This is a genomic window from Scytonema sp. HK-05 (assembly GCF_963872035.1).
Lineage (GTDB): Bacteria > Cyanobacteriota > Cyanobacteriia > Cyanobacteriales > Nostocaceae > Kalymmatonema.
In genome coordinates this window covers 71,604-87,307 of sequence record NZ_CAWMYC010000147.1, presented here as the reverse complement: position 1 = coordinate 87,307, position 15,704 = coordinate 71,604, and the positions used below count along the sequence as shown (strand labels likewise).

General features: G+C 41.8%; 15 protein-coding genes. 13 read left to right on the top strand and 2 right to left on the bottom strand.

Annotated elements, in window-relative coordinates; genetic code table 11:
• The first annotated feature begins 167 nt into the window (after positions 1-167).
• From AACT52_RS33740 to AACT52_RS33690, 11 genes are all read left to right on the top strand, one after another.
• Complete coding sequence (locus tag AACT52_RS33740) at positions 168-959, top strand: Uma2 family endonuclease (protein WP_073628176.1); 792 nt, start codon at positions 168-170, stop codon at positions 957-959.
• Positions 960-991: 32 nt separating this feature from the next.
• On the top strand, positions 992-1,114 hold the full coding sequence (locus AACT52_RS33735) for a hypothetical protein (RefSeq protein WP_272937067.1): 123 nt from the start codon (positions 992-994) through the stop codon (positions 1,112-1,114).
• Positions 1,086-1,259: a hypothetical protein gene (locus AACT52_RS33730; protein WP_233153812.1), complete on the top strand. Its 174-nt coding sequence runs from the start codon at positions 1,086-1,088 to the stop codon at positions 1,257-1,259. The genes AACT52_RS33735 and AACT52_RS33730 overlap by 29 nt, the downstream gene beginning before the upstream one ends.
• Before the next feature lie 468 nt (positions 1,260-1,727).
• On the top strand, positions 1,728-2,573 hold the full coding sequence (locus AACT52_RS33725) for an ABC transporter permease (protein WP_073628175.1): 846 nt from the start codon (positions 1,728-1,730) through the stop codon (positions 2,571-2,573).
• A 370-nt stretch (positions 2,574-2,943) separates the two neighbouring features.
• Positions 2,944-4,287, top strand: coding sequence for an ABC transporter ATP-binding protein (locus AACT52_RS33720; RefSeq protein ID WP_073628173.1), 1,344 nt, complete (start codon positions 2,944-2,946; stop codon positions 4,285-4,287).
• The gene (locus AACT52_RS33715) at positions 4,280-4,978 is read left to right on the top strand and encodes a CmcI family methyltransferase (protein ID WP_198940836.1); all 699 of its coding nucleotides are present in this window, start codon (positions 4,280-4,282) and stop codon (positions 4,976-4,978) included. The genes AACT52_RS33720 and AACT52_RS33715 overlap by 8 nt, the downstream gene beginning before the upstream one ends.
• A gap of 65 nt (positions 4,979-5,043) precedes the next feature.
• Positions 5,044-6,252 (top strand): class I SAM-dependent methyltransferase, encoded by a 1,209-nt coding sequence (locus AACT52_RS33710; protein ID WP_073628171.1) that lies wholly within the window; start codon positions 5,044-5,046, stop codon positions 6,250-6,252.
• A gap of 79 nt (positions 6,253-6,331) precedes the next feature.
• On the top strand, positions 6,332-8,926 hold the full coding sequence (locus AACT52_RS33705; RefSeq protein WP_073628169.1) for a glycosyltransferase: 2,595 nt from the start codon (positions 6,332-6,334) through the stop codon (positions 8,924-8,926).
• 49 nt (positions 8,927-8,975) lie between these two features.
• Positions 8,976-10,241, top strand: a complete 1,266-nt coding sequence (locus AACT52_RS33700; protein ID WP_073628167.1) for a glycosyltransferase family 4 protein — start codon at positions 8,976-8,978, stop codon at positions 10,239-10,241.
• A gap of 150 nt (positions 10,242-10,391) precedes the next feature.
• Complete coding sequence (locus tag AACT52_RS33695) at positions 10,392-11,384, top strand: NAD-dependent epimerase/dehydratase family protein (protein ID WP_073628165.1); 993 nt, start codon at positions 10,392-10,394, stop codon at positions 11,382-11,384.
• Between the two features lie 6 nt (positions 11,385-11,390).
• Positions 11,391-12,308 (top strand): glycosyltransferase family 2 protein, encoded by a 918-nt coding sequence (locus tag AACT52_RS33690; RefSeq protein WP_073628163.1) that lies wholly within the window; start codon positions 11,391-11,393, stop codon positions 12,306-12,308.
• Between the two features lie 87 nt (positions 12,309-12,395).
• Here AACT52_RS33690 and AACT52_RS33685 read toward each other — a convergent pair whose 3' ends face one another.
• Together AACT52_RS33685 and der are read right to left on the bottom strand one after the other, a co-directional pair.
• Entirely contained in the window at positions 12,396-13,319 is a 924-nt protein-coding gene (locus AACT52_RS33685; protein ID WP_073628161.1) for an energy-coupling factor transporter transmembrane component T family protein, read from the bottom strand.
• Between the two features lie 83 nt (positions 13,320-13,402).
• A complete protein-coding gene (gene der / locus AACT52_RS33680; RefSeq protein ID WP_073628159.1) occupies positions 13,403-14,767 on the bottom strand; it encodes a ribosome biogenesis GTPase Der in 1,365 nt (454 codons plus the stop codon).
• Between the two features lie 425 nt (positions 14,768-15,192).
• Here der and AACT52_RS33675 point away from each other — a divergent pair, with 425 nt between their 5' ends.
• Both AACT52_RS33675 and AACT52_RS33670 read left to right on the top strand, forming a co-directional pair.
• The gene (locus AACT52_RS33675) at positions 15,193-15,435 is read left to right on the top strand and encodes a hypothetical protein (protein WP_073628157.1); all 243 of its coding nucleotides are present in this window, start codon (positions 15,193-15,195) and stop codon (positions 15,433-15,435) included.
• Positions 15,436-15,458: 23 nt separating this feature from the next.
• Positions 15,459-15,680, top strand: coding sequence for a hypothetical protein (locus AACT52_RS33670; protein ID WP_073628155.1), 222 nt, complete (start codon positions 15,459-15,461; stop codon positions 15,678-15,680).
• Positions 15,681-15,704: the final 24 nt, after the last annotated feature.

Below are 15,704 nucleotides of genomic sequence, written 5' to 3'. Positions count from 1 at the left end.
TGGGACATGAGAGGGAGTAGGGAGATGGGGAAGATGAGGGGGATGAGGGGGATGAGGGAGTGAGGGAGGGAGGGAGTGAGGGAAAATAATTTTTGGCTAATAACTAATGACTAATGACTAATGACGACTGACTAGAATGAAATCAATAGGTAAGCAGGTGTAAGCAAATGTTTGTCACAGCGCAACAGCTAGAACAACAGATGCCCGATGCAAGTCGGTTGTTAAGTGATGAGCCAGAAATGGAAAGTTCTTTGCATTATATGCAGCTACTGCTGCTAGTGAGTTGTTTGGAGTGGCTGTGGCGCGAGCAAAATGATTTCTTTATCGGCGCGAATCTCACTATATATTTTAGTCGCCAGCAGTTGCGGAATCGGGATTTTAGAGGACCAGACTTTTTCTTAGTAAAGGACACTGAGAAAAGACCCCGCAATTCTTGGGTCGTTTGGGAGGAAGATGGTCGTTATCCAGACTTGATTATTGAATTACTTTCCGAGAGTACAGCTCATGTTGACCGAAATTTGAAGAAAAACCTCTATCAAAATCGATTTCGCACTCCTGAATATTTTTGGTTTTCTCCAGAGAATTTGGAGTTTGTCGGCTTTGAGTTGGTAGGTAATGAATATCAAGAAATTACACCAAATGCACGGGGATGGCGTTGGAGTCAGGTGCTAGATCTGTATTTGGGTGTCGAGGCAGGTAAACTGCGATACTTCACATTAGAAGGGGATTTAGTGCCGACACCAGAAGAGGCGGCGAGACTTGCACAACAAGCGGCTATTGAGGAACAGCAACGGGCAACGGAAGCACAGCAACGGGCAACGGATGCACAGCAGCGGGCAACGGAAGCACAGCAACGGGTAACGGATGCAGAATTACTTTTGGAACAAGAACGACAGCGATCGCAGTTATTGGCACAGCAGTTGCGAGCATTAGGTATTGATCCAGAGAGTTTGGCTTAACTCTTGCAAAGTTGAAATTAGAGGTAGCACTCATGTATCAAACTGATCCACCCCGTCCACCCCAGGAAGTCCTACCCACGATGTATGATTTGCCTAGTGAATTAGTGGGAGAACCTGGATTGCCAGATGAATTTCATATTTTTCAACCTAGATGACGCCAGTAATCAATGGAAACCAACACCTGCAGAGCAAGTTGCACAAGAACGCCAACGGGCTGAACAAGAACGCCAACGGGCTGAGAAACTGGCAGAATATTTGCGTAATCAGGGAATTGATCCGGATAACTTGCTTGAAACGTGAAGCAATACTTGTTTGATATTTAACACAGAGTGCCAACAACCAGGTGTTTGTGTAGCAATTGACTTAACAGTTACGATTGTGAGGAATTAATTTTTGAGAGTTTGACTTAGTTCGCTTTTAGCAAAAGTTGCAGATAAAATATGCAGCAAAATATCCAATTCATCGTATAATCTACAAGGTAATTTAACAGTTACCAGTTATCAGTTACCAAGTACCCGCAGTATCAGTTTTATCGTTGGGGGAAACACCACACCAAGAACACCAGAGAGCGTTGGTGGCGGGTTTAAATCCCCCAAAGCGCCCGCAGCCGTCACTGCGTAGGTAGCTGTTCACTGATTTAAGCGCAATTTTACAAAAAAAACTTATTCTTGCAATAGAAGTACGATGGAACTTTCATAGCTATTAGGCTTCATTGAGACAAATTTGGTGTGTAGGTAGTGAGCGAGGAAGCTGGAATTGTTGGGAACAATGCGAGGAGTTGTCCGAAAGGCAGGGAGTATAAGGCGAATTTTGCCATTTAGTGAACGATGGTGGGCAAAGTTCGACTTACTGAGAATTCTAGTGCGACGGGATTTAGAGGCGCGGTATAAGGGTTCTATTTTAGGGAATTTGTGGCCCTTGGTGAATCAGCTATCGCAGTTACTGATTTATACTTATGTGTTCTCGATTGTGCTGAAGGTAAAGCTGAGCCTGAGAGGTTTACCAGAAAACAACTTTACCTTTGGTTTATGGATATTTGCAGGGTTGCTGCCTTGGATTGCGTTTAGTGGTGGTTTGGTTCAAGCAGCTAGTTCGGTAGTCGTACAACCGAATTTAGTGAAAAAAGTAGTATTTCCCTTAGGTTTATTACCACTGGTGCCAATATTATCAGCTTTCATTGAGAGTTCTTTTGGTTTAATGGCGTTGATTTTTTTTGTGGCAATGTTTTCCCATACTTTGCATACAACTTTAGCGCTTTTACCTTTGGTTTGGATACCGCAGTTATTGCTAACGGCGGGATTAGGTTATTTGGCGGCGGGACTAACAGTATTTTTGCGAGATATTCCGCAAAGTTTGGGAGTTCTTTTAAATATTTGGATGTATTTGACACCTATTATTTATCCAGCATCAGCAATTCCACAGGAATGGCGGAATTGGGTGTTTTGGTTAAATCCGATGACAGCGATCGTTGAGGTTTATCGTGATTTAGTTTTAGGAGGAGAGGTTAAACACTGGGGCGAGTGGGGAGTTGCATCAATGATTGCAGTTGTCGTTTTTTCCGGGGGATTGTGGTGTTATCAACGCTTGCGTCCTGCTTTTGCAGATGTATTGTAAGCTTTGGCAGTTCCATAGTATAGACTTAGTTGGTTCATTCATCCGGATAACTTGCCGCTAGACGTGAGAAAATGATTTCGAGGATACAAGGGAACTTTTGAGTTCCTATAGCTTCCTAAAGTAAAGATACTTTTTTGGGAGTGATGACAAAAAGGGCGTTGGGTTTAAAAGTACATGGCAAAGTAGCAGGTAAAATGTATCGCTAGCATCCTTGACTGCGCTACAGCGTAGTAATTTCTGTAAAAGCCGTAGTTTTTGCTCTCGCAATTTGATGCCATATATTATTATGTGGTGAAAGATTCAGGCAAAATGGCTTCAAAGAGTGCGATTTGATTATGGTGTGAGAGTTTTAAGGATTGACAGCAAAAGCATGAGAGAAGAAATTGCAATTTCCCTAAAAAATGTCTCGAAGTGCTTTAAGCGGTATGCTCATCCTGTAGATCGACTCAAGGAACTTTTGTTACCTGGGAAGAGCAGAGCAGATTTATTTTGGGCGCTGCGGGACATTAACTTGGAAATTCCCAAGGGACAGACAGTAGGAATTGTTGGGCGAAATGGCTCTGGGAAAAGTACAATGCTGCAAATTATTGCTGGCACGTTGACACCAACGACAGGAGAAGTCATTGTTAAGGGTAGGGTGTCTGCTTTGCTGGAGCTTGGTAGCGGGTTTAACCCAGAGTTTACCGGACGGCAGAATGTGTTTTTTAATGGGCGGCTGTTGGGGTTAAGTCAGAAAGAAATTGAAGACAAGTTTGATGAGATTGCTGGGTTTGCCGATATTGGAGACTTTATAGATCAGCCTGTTAAAACTTATTCAAGCGGGATGTTTGTCCGCTTAGCTTTTGCAGTAGCAGTCAATGTTGATCCTGAAGTTTTAATTGTTGATGAAGCTCTCGCTGTCGGTGATGTGGTGTTTCAGCACAGATGTATGCGGCGGATGCGAGCTTTGATGGATTCTGGGGTAACAACCCTATTTGTCTCTCATGATTCCGGGGCGATTAAAACATTATGTAATTCAGCTGTGATGATTCATGACGGGCAAATATATACTAAAGGGTTGCCCAATGCCGTCATTATAGAATACATGAAATTACTTACAGAACTAGAATTGGAGTTAGCGCAAGTTGATGATGAAACTAAATCTAGCGAGCAAAATAACTCTCCTGGCTTAAGTTGTAATGGAGTTGACATAGCCCAACAATCTTCAAAAAGAGTCAAGCCAAAACGTAGAGGAAACGGTAAGGCTGTTATAGAGGAAGTACAGCTACTTGATCAATTAGGAGAGTACACTAGCGAAAGTCCCATTTTTGCATTTAATGAAGAAGTCACGTTGATAATTAATTTAAAGGTAAACCAGCCACTACAAGGGTGCATTGTTGGTTTCTATATTTGCGATAAGAATGGAAATGAAATTATTGGTAGCAATACTTTTGAAGAGAATTATCCAATAGGAAAGTTAGAGCCAGGAGAGAGTCTGCAATTTGAATTTCAATTTAAGTTACCTTTAAAAACTGGTTCTTACAGTCTGACAGTAGCGGGTACGGAAAGCTATTCAGCTATAACTTTCGACTGGATAGATAATGCAATTGTTTTTCAAGTTCTGCCTCCTAATACAGGTAAGCATATTCATGCTTTAGTTGCTCAACCAATGACGGTAAATATTTTAAAAAATTCTAACAATTCCAAAAAAGAGGGAATAGCCAATTATGTATAGTAATAATTTAAGTAAACAGATACCTATCAACGATGAAGTAGCAAAATTGACTGGAGTCATTAACCATTTTTCTAAAGCGTATTATGATACGCCAATAATGAATGGTGAACCAGTATGGAAAAATACCTATTGGTTGGGAATCAAAGCTTTAAAATGTCCCCTAGATTTGTGGCTCTATCAAGAAATTATCAGTAGTCAAAAACCTGATTTTATTGTTGAGTGTGGAGTCGCTTTTGGAGGCACAACTGCTTTTCTGGCTGATATGTGCAAATTAGTTGGAAAAGGAGAAGTCATTGGTATTGATATTAACATTTTAGAGCAAACTCGTCAGGACTTAAGTAGATACGAAAATATTAAACTTATACAAGGTAGCTCCGTTAGCTTAGAGACTGCACAGCAGATTTTTCAAATAGTAGAAAAGAAAAACACTCTAGTTATTCTTGACTCAGATCACTCTAAAGATCATGTGCTGCAAGAAATACTGATATACAGTGAATTAATACCATCTGGTGGCTATTTAATAGTCGAGGATACCAACTTAAATGGTCATCCTGTTCTACCAGAATTTGGTAGCGGACCAATGGAAGCAGTCGAAGAGTTTCTTGAGAAGAATTCAAACTTTTACATAGACAAAGAGTGCCATAAGTTTCTGACAACTTTTAACCCAAATGGCTATTTAAAAAGGTTATAAAGAATAAAATTAAGAAACTTAATCGCCACTGAATGTGCTTTAGTGGTAAGTTAGAAGGTTAATTTATGAGTAGTAACTGGAAAAAAGATTATCCATCATACCAAGAACTTAGTGAAGACGAACTGGACGAAAATCATAGTTTAAAGAAAATGTTCCGCTTGGTAGGAGAAAACAAGCGAGTCATAGATTTTGGTTGTGCAACTGGTTATTTTGCTCAACTACTAACAAAAAAAGGATGCCAAGTAACGGGAGTAGAAATTAACCAAGACGCTGCAAAGATTGCTGAACAATATTGTGAACAAGTCATCGTAGCCGATTTGGATTTTGTGTCTCTGACTGAAGTGCTGGCTGGTCAAAAATTTGATGTAGCTGTCTTTGGAGATATTTTGGAACATCTGCGGAACCCGTGGAAAATTCTAGAGGAAACACACCACTTATTGAACCCAGATGGATATGTGGTAGCTTCAATTCCCAATATTGCTCATGGTGCAATTCGTTTATCCTTGTTGCAGGGTCACTTTGAGTATACAGAACTAGGAATTTTAGATTCTACGCATTTAAGATTTTTTACACGCAAAACAATCGTGGATCTGTTTGAGCGTTCAGGATACTCGATTGGTAAGATTGATTGTACTAAAGTACCTGTGTTGTCTGATATTCCTCTATTACCACATATTGATAAAAATGAGTTTAGCATCGAACTTATTAATAAAATTGAACAAGATGCAGAGGCAGATACTTTTCAGTTTATTATACGTGCATTTCCATTATCAATAGAAGGTAAATATGCAGCATTAAATGAACAATATTCTCAACTGAGAAATCAGCTAGAACAATCACAATCGCAACTACAACACACTCAAGCAGAACTAGAACAATCACAATCGCAACTGCAACACACTCAAGCAGAACTAGAACAATCACAATCGCAACTGCAACACACTCAAGCAGAACTAGAACAATCGCAATCGCAACTGCAACACAGCCAAGCAGAACTAGAGCGATCGCAATCGCAACTGCAACACAGCCAAGCAGAACTAGAACAATCGCAATCGCAACTGCAACACAGCCAAGCAGAACTAGAACAATCACAATCGCAACTGCAACACAGCCAAGCAGAACTAGAACAATCACAATCGCAACTGCAACACAGCCAAGCAGAATTAGAACAATTAAAAGCTACTATCACCGCGATGCAAACAAGTAAATTTTGGAAGTTGCGGACACAGTGGTTAAAGCTGAAAAAACTTAGCCGAATGGTTAAAGAATATTAAATAAATTGTTGTAACTATAACTGCTATAAATTGAAACTGACACAACTTTCAACTCGAATGGTTTTCAAAAAGGATTTATATGTCTAACCTACCCACAGTTAGTGTTATTGTACTTAACTATAATGGTCTGAGGCATCTACAAGAGTGCTTCTCCTCATTGCTCAAGCTTGATTATCCAAAAGATAGGCTTGAGTTGATGTTAGTAGATAATGCCTCCATAGATGGTTCTGTAGGCTATATTCAAGCTACTTATCCTCAAGTACGAATTGTTCGCAATCAAGAAAATTTGGGTTTTGCCTCAGGAAACAATCGCGGTGCGCGTGAGGCAACAGGTGAGTATATTATATTTTTGAACAATGATATGTGGGTAGATCCCCAATTTGTCCGGGGACTGGTAAAAGCTCTACAGAGCGAACCTGGAGTGGTCAGTGCAGGAGCTAAAATTCTCAATTGGGATGGAACTCGGTTTGATTTTGCTGGGGCAATTTGTAATTATGCTGGGTATGCTGCACAGGTAGGTTTTGATCAACCTTATTCCCCAGAGAAGTTTAATGAAATCAAGCCAATGCTATTCCCCTGCGGTGGTGCGATGATAGTTAACCGACAGGTATTTCTAGATGTAGGCGGTTTTGATGATAACTACTTTATTTATTTTGAAGATGTTGACTTAGGCTGGCGATTGTGGCTGTTAGGATACAAAGTTGTTTTCGCTCCAGATGCCATTACTAATCATCGTCACCACGGAACGATGAAAAGTTTTGCAAATAGCAGGCAGATGGTGCTTTACAAACGCAACTCTCTTTACACAGTTATAAAAAATTATAGCGATGAAAATTTAGGTCGCATTTTGCCTGCCATTTTACTATCTGCAGCTAGTGGTGTAGTTGAACAAGCTGTAGCTTCTGGACAGTTAGATAAAGACGCTTTTTATATTAAGAGTACTAAAAGATTGGACGATTCGCCCATCTCTCTTGATAAGTTGAATGTGAGTGCGTTAGTGGCTATGCAAGATGTGGTGGAGCATCTACCACAAATTATGGAAAAACGACGTTTTGTCCAACAGCGACGTCAGCGTTCCGATCAAGAAATTGCTCATCTGTTTGAACCATTCTTCTTAGGCAACATTCCTGGAGTTAGTCAGCCAACTTCTTATGCCGCTACAGCCGCATTTGATGTTCAAAAAATATTTGCCAACGTTTCTCGGCGAGTCTTAATTATTAGCCCAGATCTTCTACCTTATCCAGGTTTACCTACAGTCGGTTCAGGACTTCGTGCATGGGGTTTAGGGCAAGGACTCAAGAGTCGAGGTCATGAGGTAATATTTTCCATTCCACGGGCAGCACTTAGAGCATTTGAGAATGTTGTTGCTCCGGAAGTCCTCAACCAGGCTTGGGAGCATGAAAGAATGATCGATACGATTAATAAGGTTCAACCAGACATTATAGTGGTATGTGGTTGGCCAAATATGCCCTTCTTTCCTGAGAACTTCTATCATACCCCTGTGATTGTGGATCAACACGGTCCCCATATTCTAGAGCGACACTTCCAAGGCTATGGGGAGCGAGAAAGTAATGCCCAGGAAAAGATCCGCGCCTTGCAAAAAGCTGATTTCTTTACTTGTGCCGGAGACAAACAATTAATTTATTTCCAATCTTGGCTGGAGCAAGCTGGCTGGACAGAGCAGGAACGGCAGGAACGTTCAGCAGCAATACCGATTTCGCTCTCTCCCAACCTACCAGAGCGTAGTCCCCAAGATGAATTGAGTTTTGTGTATGGTGGAGTTTTTCTACCTTGGCAAGACCCCACCATCAGTCTATCGGTGTTGATCGATATCATGGAGCAACGAAATGCAGGAAAATTGTATTTCTTTGGTGGTAAACATCCTTGGTTATCGATAGATACGGGAATTTTTGATACTCTGCTAGCACAATTGCAAAAGAGTAGTCACGTAATTGCACCGGGCACAGTACCACACAATGAATTGATTGCCAAATATACCTGTGCCCACGTGGCAATAGATGTAATGAAGCGCAACCCAGAGCGAGAGCTAGCCTTTACGACTCGCACAGTAGAATATTTGTGGTGTGGATTGCCAGTCATCTATAACAACTATGCCGAGCTGTCTGACTACATCCGCGAATACGACGCTGGGTGGATTGTAGATCCAGAAGACACTGAAGCGATCGCTGCTGTGATCAATGAGATATTCGACCATCCTGAAATTGTGCTCCAGAAAAGCAAGAATGCACAACGCTTAGCTCGAGAGAAATTAAACTGGGAAAAAACTATTGATTCAATAGATGGATTCGTCCGCCACCCAAGCATGCGATCTCGCCCATTACTGAATCCTCCCACTCCCAATGTGGCAGTACAAACAGAAAAACTAGCAACTGCGCCAGCAGAAATAGAGAAATTACTGGCACATCTTAGAGGGATGAATAGCAGTAAGTTTTGGCAGTTACGGCAAGCATGGTGTAAACTGAAGCGGGCAATCGGACTGGGAAGAAATAAGGTCGAACTCGTAGAACAATTACAGCCTCTGGTTCAATCTAATCAAATAGAACTAGAGACACTATACAAACTTATTACAGCAATGGAGAGCAGTAAGTTTTGGAAATTACGCAAAGCGTGGTTTCGACTGAAGCGAACTGTCGGGTTGGCAGGAAATGAGTGAGCAGAATCATACTATATAGGATGTGTATTAGCGGTAGGTATAGCTTCTCATGGCACGTGTGTTGGTAATTACTCCCGACATCTTACCCCTTGAAGGGCAGCCAACTACAGGTGCTGCTTTGCGGGCATGGGGTTTGGGACAAGGTTTACGCAGTTGTGGACATGACGTAGAGTTTGCTATGTCGCGGGAGGTTGCCGAGGCATGCAAATACAGAGGGACAGAAGTTCATCTCTTTGAACCAGAGACGTTGGATGAATTTGTTAGCAAGCTAGACCCAGACATCTTGCTATTTCAACATTGGCCAATGTTAGATGCTTTGAAGAATCCTTTAAGGGGTCACATAGTGGTTGATTTTCACGGTCCACTATTGCTAGAAACTCATTTCCGCGAACCAAAATACGTCGAGCAAATAGTTGGTACAAAGTTAGCATGTCTATCGCGTGCTGATTACTTCACGTGTGCTGGAACTAAACAGCTATACTATTACCTTGCCTGGTTACTAGTAGCGGGGATAGACCTGCATGAATTTCCCATTTCTGTCATACCATTCTCGCTGTCTCCAGACTTGCCCAATCACTCTTACTGGCCTGAAGAGCCAATCTTTGTATACGGTGGAGTTTTCCTGCCTTGGCAAGATCCGACACTGGGACTTTCAGTGCTAACTGAGGAATTAGAAGCGGCTAGACGTGGAGAACTACGGTTTTTTGGTGGCAAGCATCCCTGGATGACACTACCTTCTGAGCGTTTTGAAAAGCTTAGTCAGCAACTTAAAGGCTCTAGCCATGTACGCTTTTCCCCTCCTACACCAAGAGACAAACTGATTAATGAATATACAGGAGCTAGCGTTGCATGGGATGTCATGTCCCGGAACCCAGAACGCGAGATGGCATTCACCTCCCGTACAGTCGAATATCTATGGTGTGGTCTGCCTGTGGTTTATAACAATTATGCAGAGTTGGCAGAGTATATTGCAGAATATGACGCAGGTTGGATTGTAGATCCTGCCAATGAAGCACAAATTCGCCAAGTTGCACGAGAGATTCTGAATAATCCAGAACAAGTGCGGACTAAAGGCAAGAATGCTCAACAATTGGTTCGAGAGCGACTTACTTGGAATGTGACAATTGGTCCCTTGGATGCATACTGCCGACAACCATTCCGAGCTGCTCGTTGGAGCGATCGCCCTATTTTACAAAAACCAGAATCTACGGAATTCACTGCTCGGGTTATCAATCAAGTAAAAAAAATCCTGCCTCCCACTATGCGTAGACGGACAAAACGTTTCATTTCCCGTATGATTGAATTCAAAAAATAACAACACACGTTTTCAGCATTGCTGTACGTACTCTGGCTGTATTTTGTCATTAAAAATAGAATTATTTCAACACTTTCCTAATAAGATTTTCAGGAAAAATACTTGTATAATTCTACCAATGTATAACTTGAAGGTGTGAAGGTAAGAAAAATGAGAGCATTAGTAACAGGCGCAGCAGGATTTATCGGTTCACACGTTGCTGATCATTGCCTTTCTCTAGGCATGGAAGTCGTAGCAACAGATGACTTATCAGGTGGATTTGTAGAGAATGTTCCTACTAGCAGTAAATGGATTGAAGGTGACTTAAAAGATCCAGATTTTGTTACCTCACTTTGGCAATATGGTCCATTTGACTACGTTTATCATATAGCAGCCTATGCAGCTGAAGGGCTTTCTCATTTCATCCGGCGTTATAACTATCAAACCAATTTAATAGCGTCAGTAAATTTGATTAATGAATCAGTCAAAAATGATGTCAAATGCTTTGTATTTACATCTTCAATAGCTGTTTATGGTGCAAACCAACTGCCTATGACAGAGGAACTGGCTCCACAACCCGAAGACCCTTACGGCATTTCTAAGTATGCTGTGGAACTAGATTTGAAAGCTGCTCATGAAATGTTTGGTCTGAATTATATAATCTTCCGTCCTCACAATGTTTATGGTGAACGGCAAAACATTGCAGATAAATATCGTAATGTTATTGGTATTTTTATGAATCAGGTTTTGCAAGACCAACCGATGACTGTCTTCGGTGACGGTTTGCAAACACGCGCTTTCTCTCATGTGGATGATGTAGCACCTTTGATTGCTCGTAGTCCCCTTGTACCTGAAGCAATTAATCAAGTGTTTAACGTTGGTGCTGACACACCCTATACAATAATTCAGCTAGCAGAAGAAATTGCTGAGGCATTTGATAAACCCCTTAATGTTAAGCATTTAGATGCACGTAATGAAGTAGTACACGCTTTTTCAGATCACACCAAAGTTCGTGATGTCTTTAATCCTCCCGCACCTATTGATCTGAAAACAGGTATTCAGCGAATGGCAGAATGGGTAAAATCCCAAGGACCAGCAGTTCCCGTGGAATTTAAGAATATTGAAGTTTCTAAAAAATTGCCACCAAGTTGGGCTAAAAAATAGGTCATTTTGAGTAAGAACAGAGTAGCAGCTTACATCACTGCTTACAAAGATTATGCAGCTGTTAATCAGTGTATTCAGGCAATTCGTCAACAAACTTACAAGGTTAGTGCTATCTTTGTTTTAGACAATTCGCCTGTTTCACTACTAGATAATACTGACAGTTCAATCATAGTAAGCCATCACCCAACTAATATTGGTATTGGCGAGGGTTTGAGGATAGCAATACAGTGGGCGATTAGCCAAGGGTACGACTTTTTGTGGACATTTGATCAAGATAGCGTACCCACTGCTAACTGTCTTGATACTCTCTTGGAAACATACGAAAAACTGTCTGGCGATAATTATAAAATTGGGATTATCGCTCCTACTCCTATAGATAAAAGAACTAATGAAGTTGTAGAGGGTGCAGTCTATAATTGCGATCGCTTTATCGCTTATAAGCATAACAGCAAAGTTGGTTTCTATGAGTGTGATGCACCTATCACCTCTGGTTCTCTAATTTCTCTGAGTGTAGCAAAAAATATTTCGCTTCCTAGAGGAGACTTATTCATTGATGGCATTGACCTTGATTATGGATTGCGTCTTAGACAACAAGGTTTTAAAAATCTAATTGTCCCTAGTGCAATTATGTACCATAACTTCGGTCAGCCTATTAAAGTCAAATTTCTGAATAAAGAAATTTTTGTACACAAATACTCTGCTCTTCGCCACTACTACATTTGCCGAAATCACACATATCTATCCACACGCTACGCAAAAGGATGGTACAAACTCACAAGCTGTCTGCGGCGCTTAAAATTTCTCATCCGTACCCTAGCTTTTATCTTGATGTATGATTCTGAAGAAAGGGTGATAAAAATCTGGGCATGCTTATTAGGAACGTTTTATGGTTTAAAAGGCAAGCTTGGTAAAACTTGGCAGTGAACTATCAGTTATAGCCAGTTGTCTCGAAAGGACTACCCGGCGTAACTAAGCAACTGCTGTAGTTGACAGAAGCTATTTGGCATATAGTCACACTTCAGTTCCTATAGCCAGTCGCACTCCCCAAAATACGATGAGAAGTGCGATCGCCACCCAATCACCTGTTTTCAGCCGTAAGTCGTGCCATTGCACTCGATGTTCGTGAGGACTCGTAAAACCCCGCACCATCATCGCGCTAGCCATTTGCTCTGCCCGAAGTAGCAAATTTTCCAACAACCGTTGTGCAACCAACAACCAAACTTTGACAGCTCCTTTCAATCCCAGCTTTTTCCAATTAATCGCCCTTGTCATTACAGAACGAATTAAATTCTGGATTTCTTCTAAAACTAGAGGAATAAACCGCAACGATAAAGTTAAAGTCAAAGTCATTTCAGTGACAGGTAATTTAAACCGTCGCAAGGGTTGCATTAAGCTTTCTAGAGCTGCTGTGATTTCCTCTGGTGCGGTTGTCAGCAAATATAGGTTAGTAGTGTAAATCAAGGTAAATACCATCGTACTCACACTGATTGCCAAATCCAACGAACGGCGAGTGACTTTAACTGGACCTTTGTCAATCAGTAGGTATCTGTAGTCTTTTTGGTTGTTTGTTGGGAGCGCTGGAGTTGAAGGAGTCGCAGCTGATTTTTCTGTTAAGACTTGTTGGTTGGTTGGCAGGCGCGGTTGATAATTTATACCAAGCCCATCAGGACTGATAGATATAATCACTAGCACAAAAAAGCATAATGTCAACAGCCAGACCATTTGCTGCCGCCAAACTCGCCGGGGAATACGTGCCATTAAGGTAGCAAGAATCAACACGACTACCAACAGCACGCGCCATAAGTTGTTGGCAAAAATATACGTTGTGAGAAAGCTCATCAACCAAACCAACTTGACTCGCGGGTCGAGTTTGTGTAGCCAAGTTTGAGGTTGTTCTAAGTAAAGACCAATGGGCAGCGATCGCAGTAAATCCATTTTTTAGAAGAAAGAACAGTGAAGATTGAAGATTCAAGAAAGAAAAAGTTTCACTCTTCTTTCTTTATTCTTCATATCTTCATTTACACGCGGGTGGCGCGATTCGCACTACTACCACTTTCGACATCACGAGTTTTCTTACTCCGCCATAGTATACGGATAGGAGTTCCTTGAAAGCCCAAATGTTGCCGAAATTGTCGCTCAATGTAGCGACGGTAGTTGTCGTTGAAGCGTTTGCCATCGTTGACAAACAATGCTATTGTAGGCGGTTGAGCGCTGACTTGGGTACCATAATAAATTCTGCCCTGACGCCCACCGCGAGAAACTGGCGGGGAGTGCCGACCAACTGCTTCTTCCAAGACTTCGTTGATCACCGCTGTGCTGACACGGCGTTTGTGCGATTCGGCTGCTGTATTCACCAACTCCAAAATCTTTTCCACCCGTTGCCCAGTCAAGGCGCTGACAAAAATGGTTTGCGCCCATTCCGTGAAATGCATCCGTTCTTGCAGATGTTTTTCGTAATCATAAATCGTGTGAGAGTCCTTTTCGATAGCATCCCACTTATTAACCACGATAATGCAAGCTCGACCTTCTTCGACAATCCGCCCAGCTAATTTTTGGTCTTGTTCGGTGACACCATCAAGAGCATCTATCACCATTAAAACCACATCAGCGCGACGAATTGCTTTAAAAGCACGGTTGATGCTAAAGAATTCGGGACCATAATCCACGTTCTTCTTTTTGCGAATTCCTGCCGTGTCAATCAAGCGGTAAATTTGCCCATTTCGTTCCACAACAGTATCAATCGCATCGCGGGTTGTACCAGAAATTGGGCTAACAATTGCCCTTGCTTCTCCCACGAAAGCATTCAATAAGCTGGATTTCCCGACATTCGGGCGTCCCACAATAGCCACTTTAATTTCATTGGTTTCTGGGATTTCTTCTGTCGGTGGCAGATGTTTAATTAACTCGTCGAGTAAATCTCCTGTGCCGCTTCCATGAATGGCAGAGATGGGGAAAGGTTCACCCAAGCCCAATTCCCAGAATTCGCTAGCTTGCATTAAACCTTGTTCTGGGGATTCACACTTATTAACACTTAACAGAACAGGAACAGGTTGTTGTCGCAACCACTGTGCGACTTCTTCGTCAGCGGGTGTTGGTCCAGTTTGACCATCTACCACAAAAATCGCGGCACTTGCTTCTGCAAGCGCAGCCATAGCCTGTTGGCGAATCAGTGGTAAAAATTCTGTATCGTCATTAAATACCAAACCACCAGTATCGACAACGAGAAACTCGCGATCGTTCCAGTAGGCGGGTAAATATGTGCGATCGCGTGTCATACCTGGTTCGTCATGAACAATAGCAGATTTTTCCCCGGCAAGGCGATTGACCAGAGTAGATTTGCCCACATTCGGGCGACCAATAATAGCAACAATAGGAAGACCCATAACGGGATGCACAATGCTCCAAATCTCTATTGTAGCGATTTGGGGTAGCAAAGAGTGATAAGTGGCAACGTGAAATTATTAAGTGTGAAAGACGAGTTTTTTTGACCTTTAGAACAGTGATTCTACCTACTTAGGCGATCGCCTTTGGCGGCTCCCAATGTGAGCATCGCACTTTTCGTAAAGAGCTTTAGACTAGGTTAATTATCCTAGAAATATAGCGCTTCTCGTTTGGATTACTAAACAAACAAAGTGGTCGTACATAAGGGATTTCCAACAAATAAATTATCCAATAAGAGTGGGGTGGGCCGGAAAGCCCGCCCAGTTTATTAGGACGGGCTAGAAGCCCATCCCACAAAAAAAAGTTGGATATTTTTTAATTTAGAAATCCCTAAAATAAAATAGCCCTGATAAAAAGGAGGAATAATATGAAGACTATCGAAACAATTGCCACCGTTACAGCAGACGGCAAAATCACAGTACAGTTACCACCAGATATCCCAGCAGGTGAACATAGAGTCGTAGTGGTGATTGATGAACAGCCTTTACCCAAAAAAACAGAGACAAAGGAAAAGCGATCGCTGCTAGATTTTCCTGTGATTCATGTTGATTATTGGTCTGAAAATCTTTCTCTAAGACGTGAGGATATGTATGATGATTGGGGACGGTAACACTGTATTTTAGGAGAAATGAGATGAAAGCGATTACGACAATTGCTACAGTTACAACAGATGGAAAAATTACCGTGCAGTTACCACCAGATATCCCAGCAGGTGAGCATCAAATTGTAGTGGTGATTGATGAGAAACTAGTCACTAAACAAAAGCGTACACCGCTGAAATTTTCCTCGTATCCTTACGGATTAGTCTCGGAAAGCTGTACTTTCCGCCGAGAAGACTTATATGCAGATGACTGATAACCCTGTCTTCATCGACACTAA

Excerpts from the sequence above, each read along its gene's own strand:
- AACT52_RS33740 (WP_073628176.1), top strand. The coding sequence starts at position 168 with ATGTTTGTCACAGCGCAACAGCTAGAACAACAGATGCCCGATGCAAGT.
- AACT52_RS33735 (WP_272937067.1), top strand. The coding sequence starts at position 992 with ATGTATCAAACTGATCCACCCCGTCCACCCCAGGAAGTCCTACCCACG.
- AACT52_RS33730 (WP_233153812.1), top strand. The coding sequence starts at position 1,086 with ATGAATTTCATATTTTTCAACCTAGATGACGCCAGTAATCAATGGAAA.
- AACT52_RS33725 (WP_073628175.1), top strand. The coding sequence starts at position 1,728 with ATGCGAGGAGTTGTCCGAAAGGCAGGGAGTATAAGGCGAATTTTGCCA.
- AACT52_RS33720 (WP_073628173.1), top strand. The coding sequence starts at position 2,944 with ATGAGAGAAGAAATTGCAATTTCCCTAAAAAATGTCTCGAAGTGCTTT.
- AACT52_RS33715 (WP_198940836.1), top strand. The coding sequence starts at position 4,280 with ATGTATAGTAATAATTTAAGTAAACAGATACCTATCAACGATGAAGTA.
- AACT52_RS33710 (WP_073628171.1), top strand. The coding sequence starts at position 5,044 with ATGAGTAGTAACTGGAAAAAAGATTATCCATCATACCAAGAACTTAGT.
- AACT52_RS33705 (WP_073628169.1), top strand. The coding sequence starts at position 6,332 with ATGTCTAACCTACCCACAGTTAGTGTTATTGTACTTAACTATAATGGT.
- AACT52_RS33700 (WP_073628167.1), top strand. The coding sequence starts at position 8,976 with ATGGCACGTGTGTTGGTAATTACTCCCGACATCTTACCCCTTGAAGGG.
- AACT52_RS33695 (WP_073628165.1), top strand. The coding sequence starts at position 10,392 with ATGAGAGCATTAGTAACAGGCGCAGCAGGATTTATCGGTTCACACGTT.
- AACT52_RS33685 (WP_073628161.1), bottom strand. The coding sequence starts at position 13,319 with ATGGATTTACTGCGATCGCTGCCCATTGGTCTTTACTTAGAACAACCT.
- der (WP_073628159.1), bottom strand. The coding sequence starts at position 14,767 with ATGGGTCTTCCTATTGTTGCTATTATTGGTCGCCCGAATGTGGGCAAA.
- AACT52_RS33675 (WP_073628157.1), top strand. The coding sequence starts at position 15,193 with ATGAAGACTATCGAAACAATTGCCACCGTTACAGCAGACGGCAAAATC.
- AACT52_RS33670 (WP_073628155.1), top strand. The coding sequence starts at position 15,459 with ATGAAAGCGATTACGACAATTGCTACAGTTACAACAGATGGAAAAATT.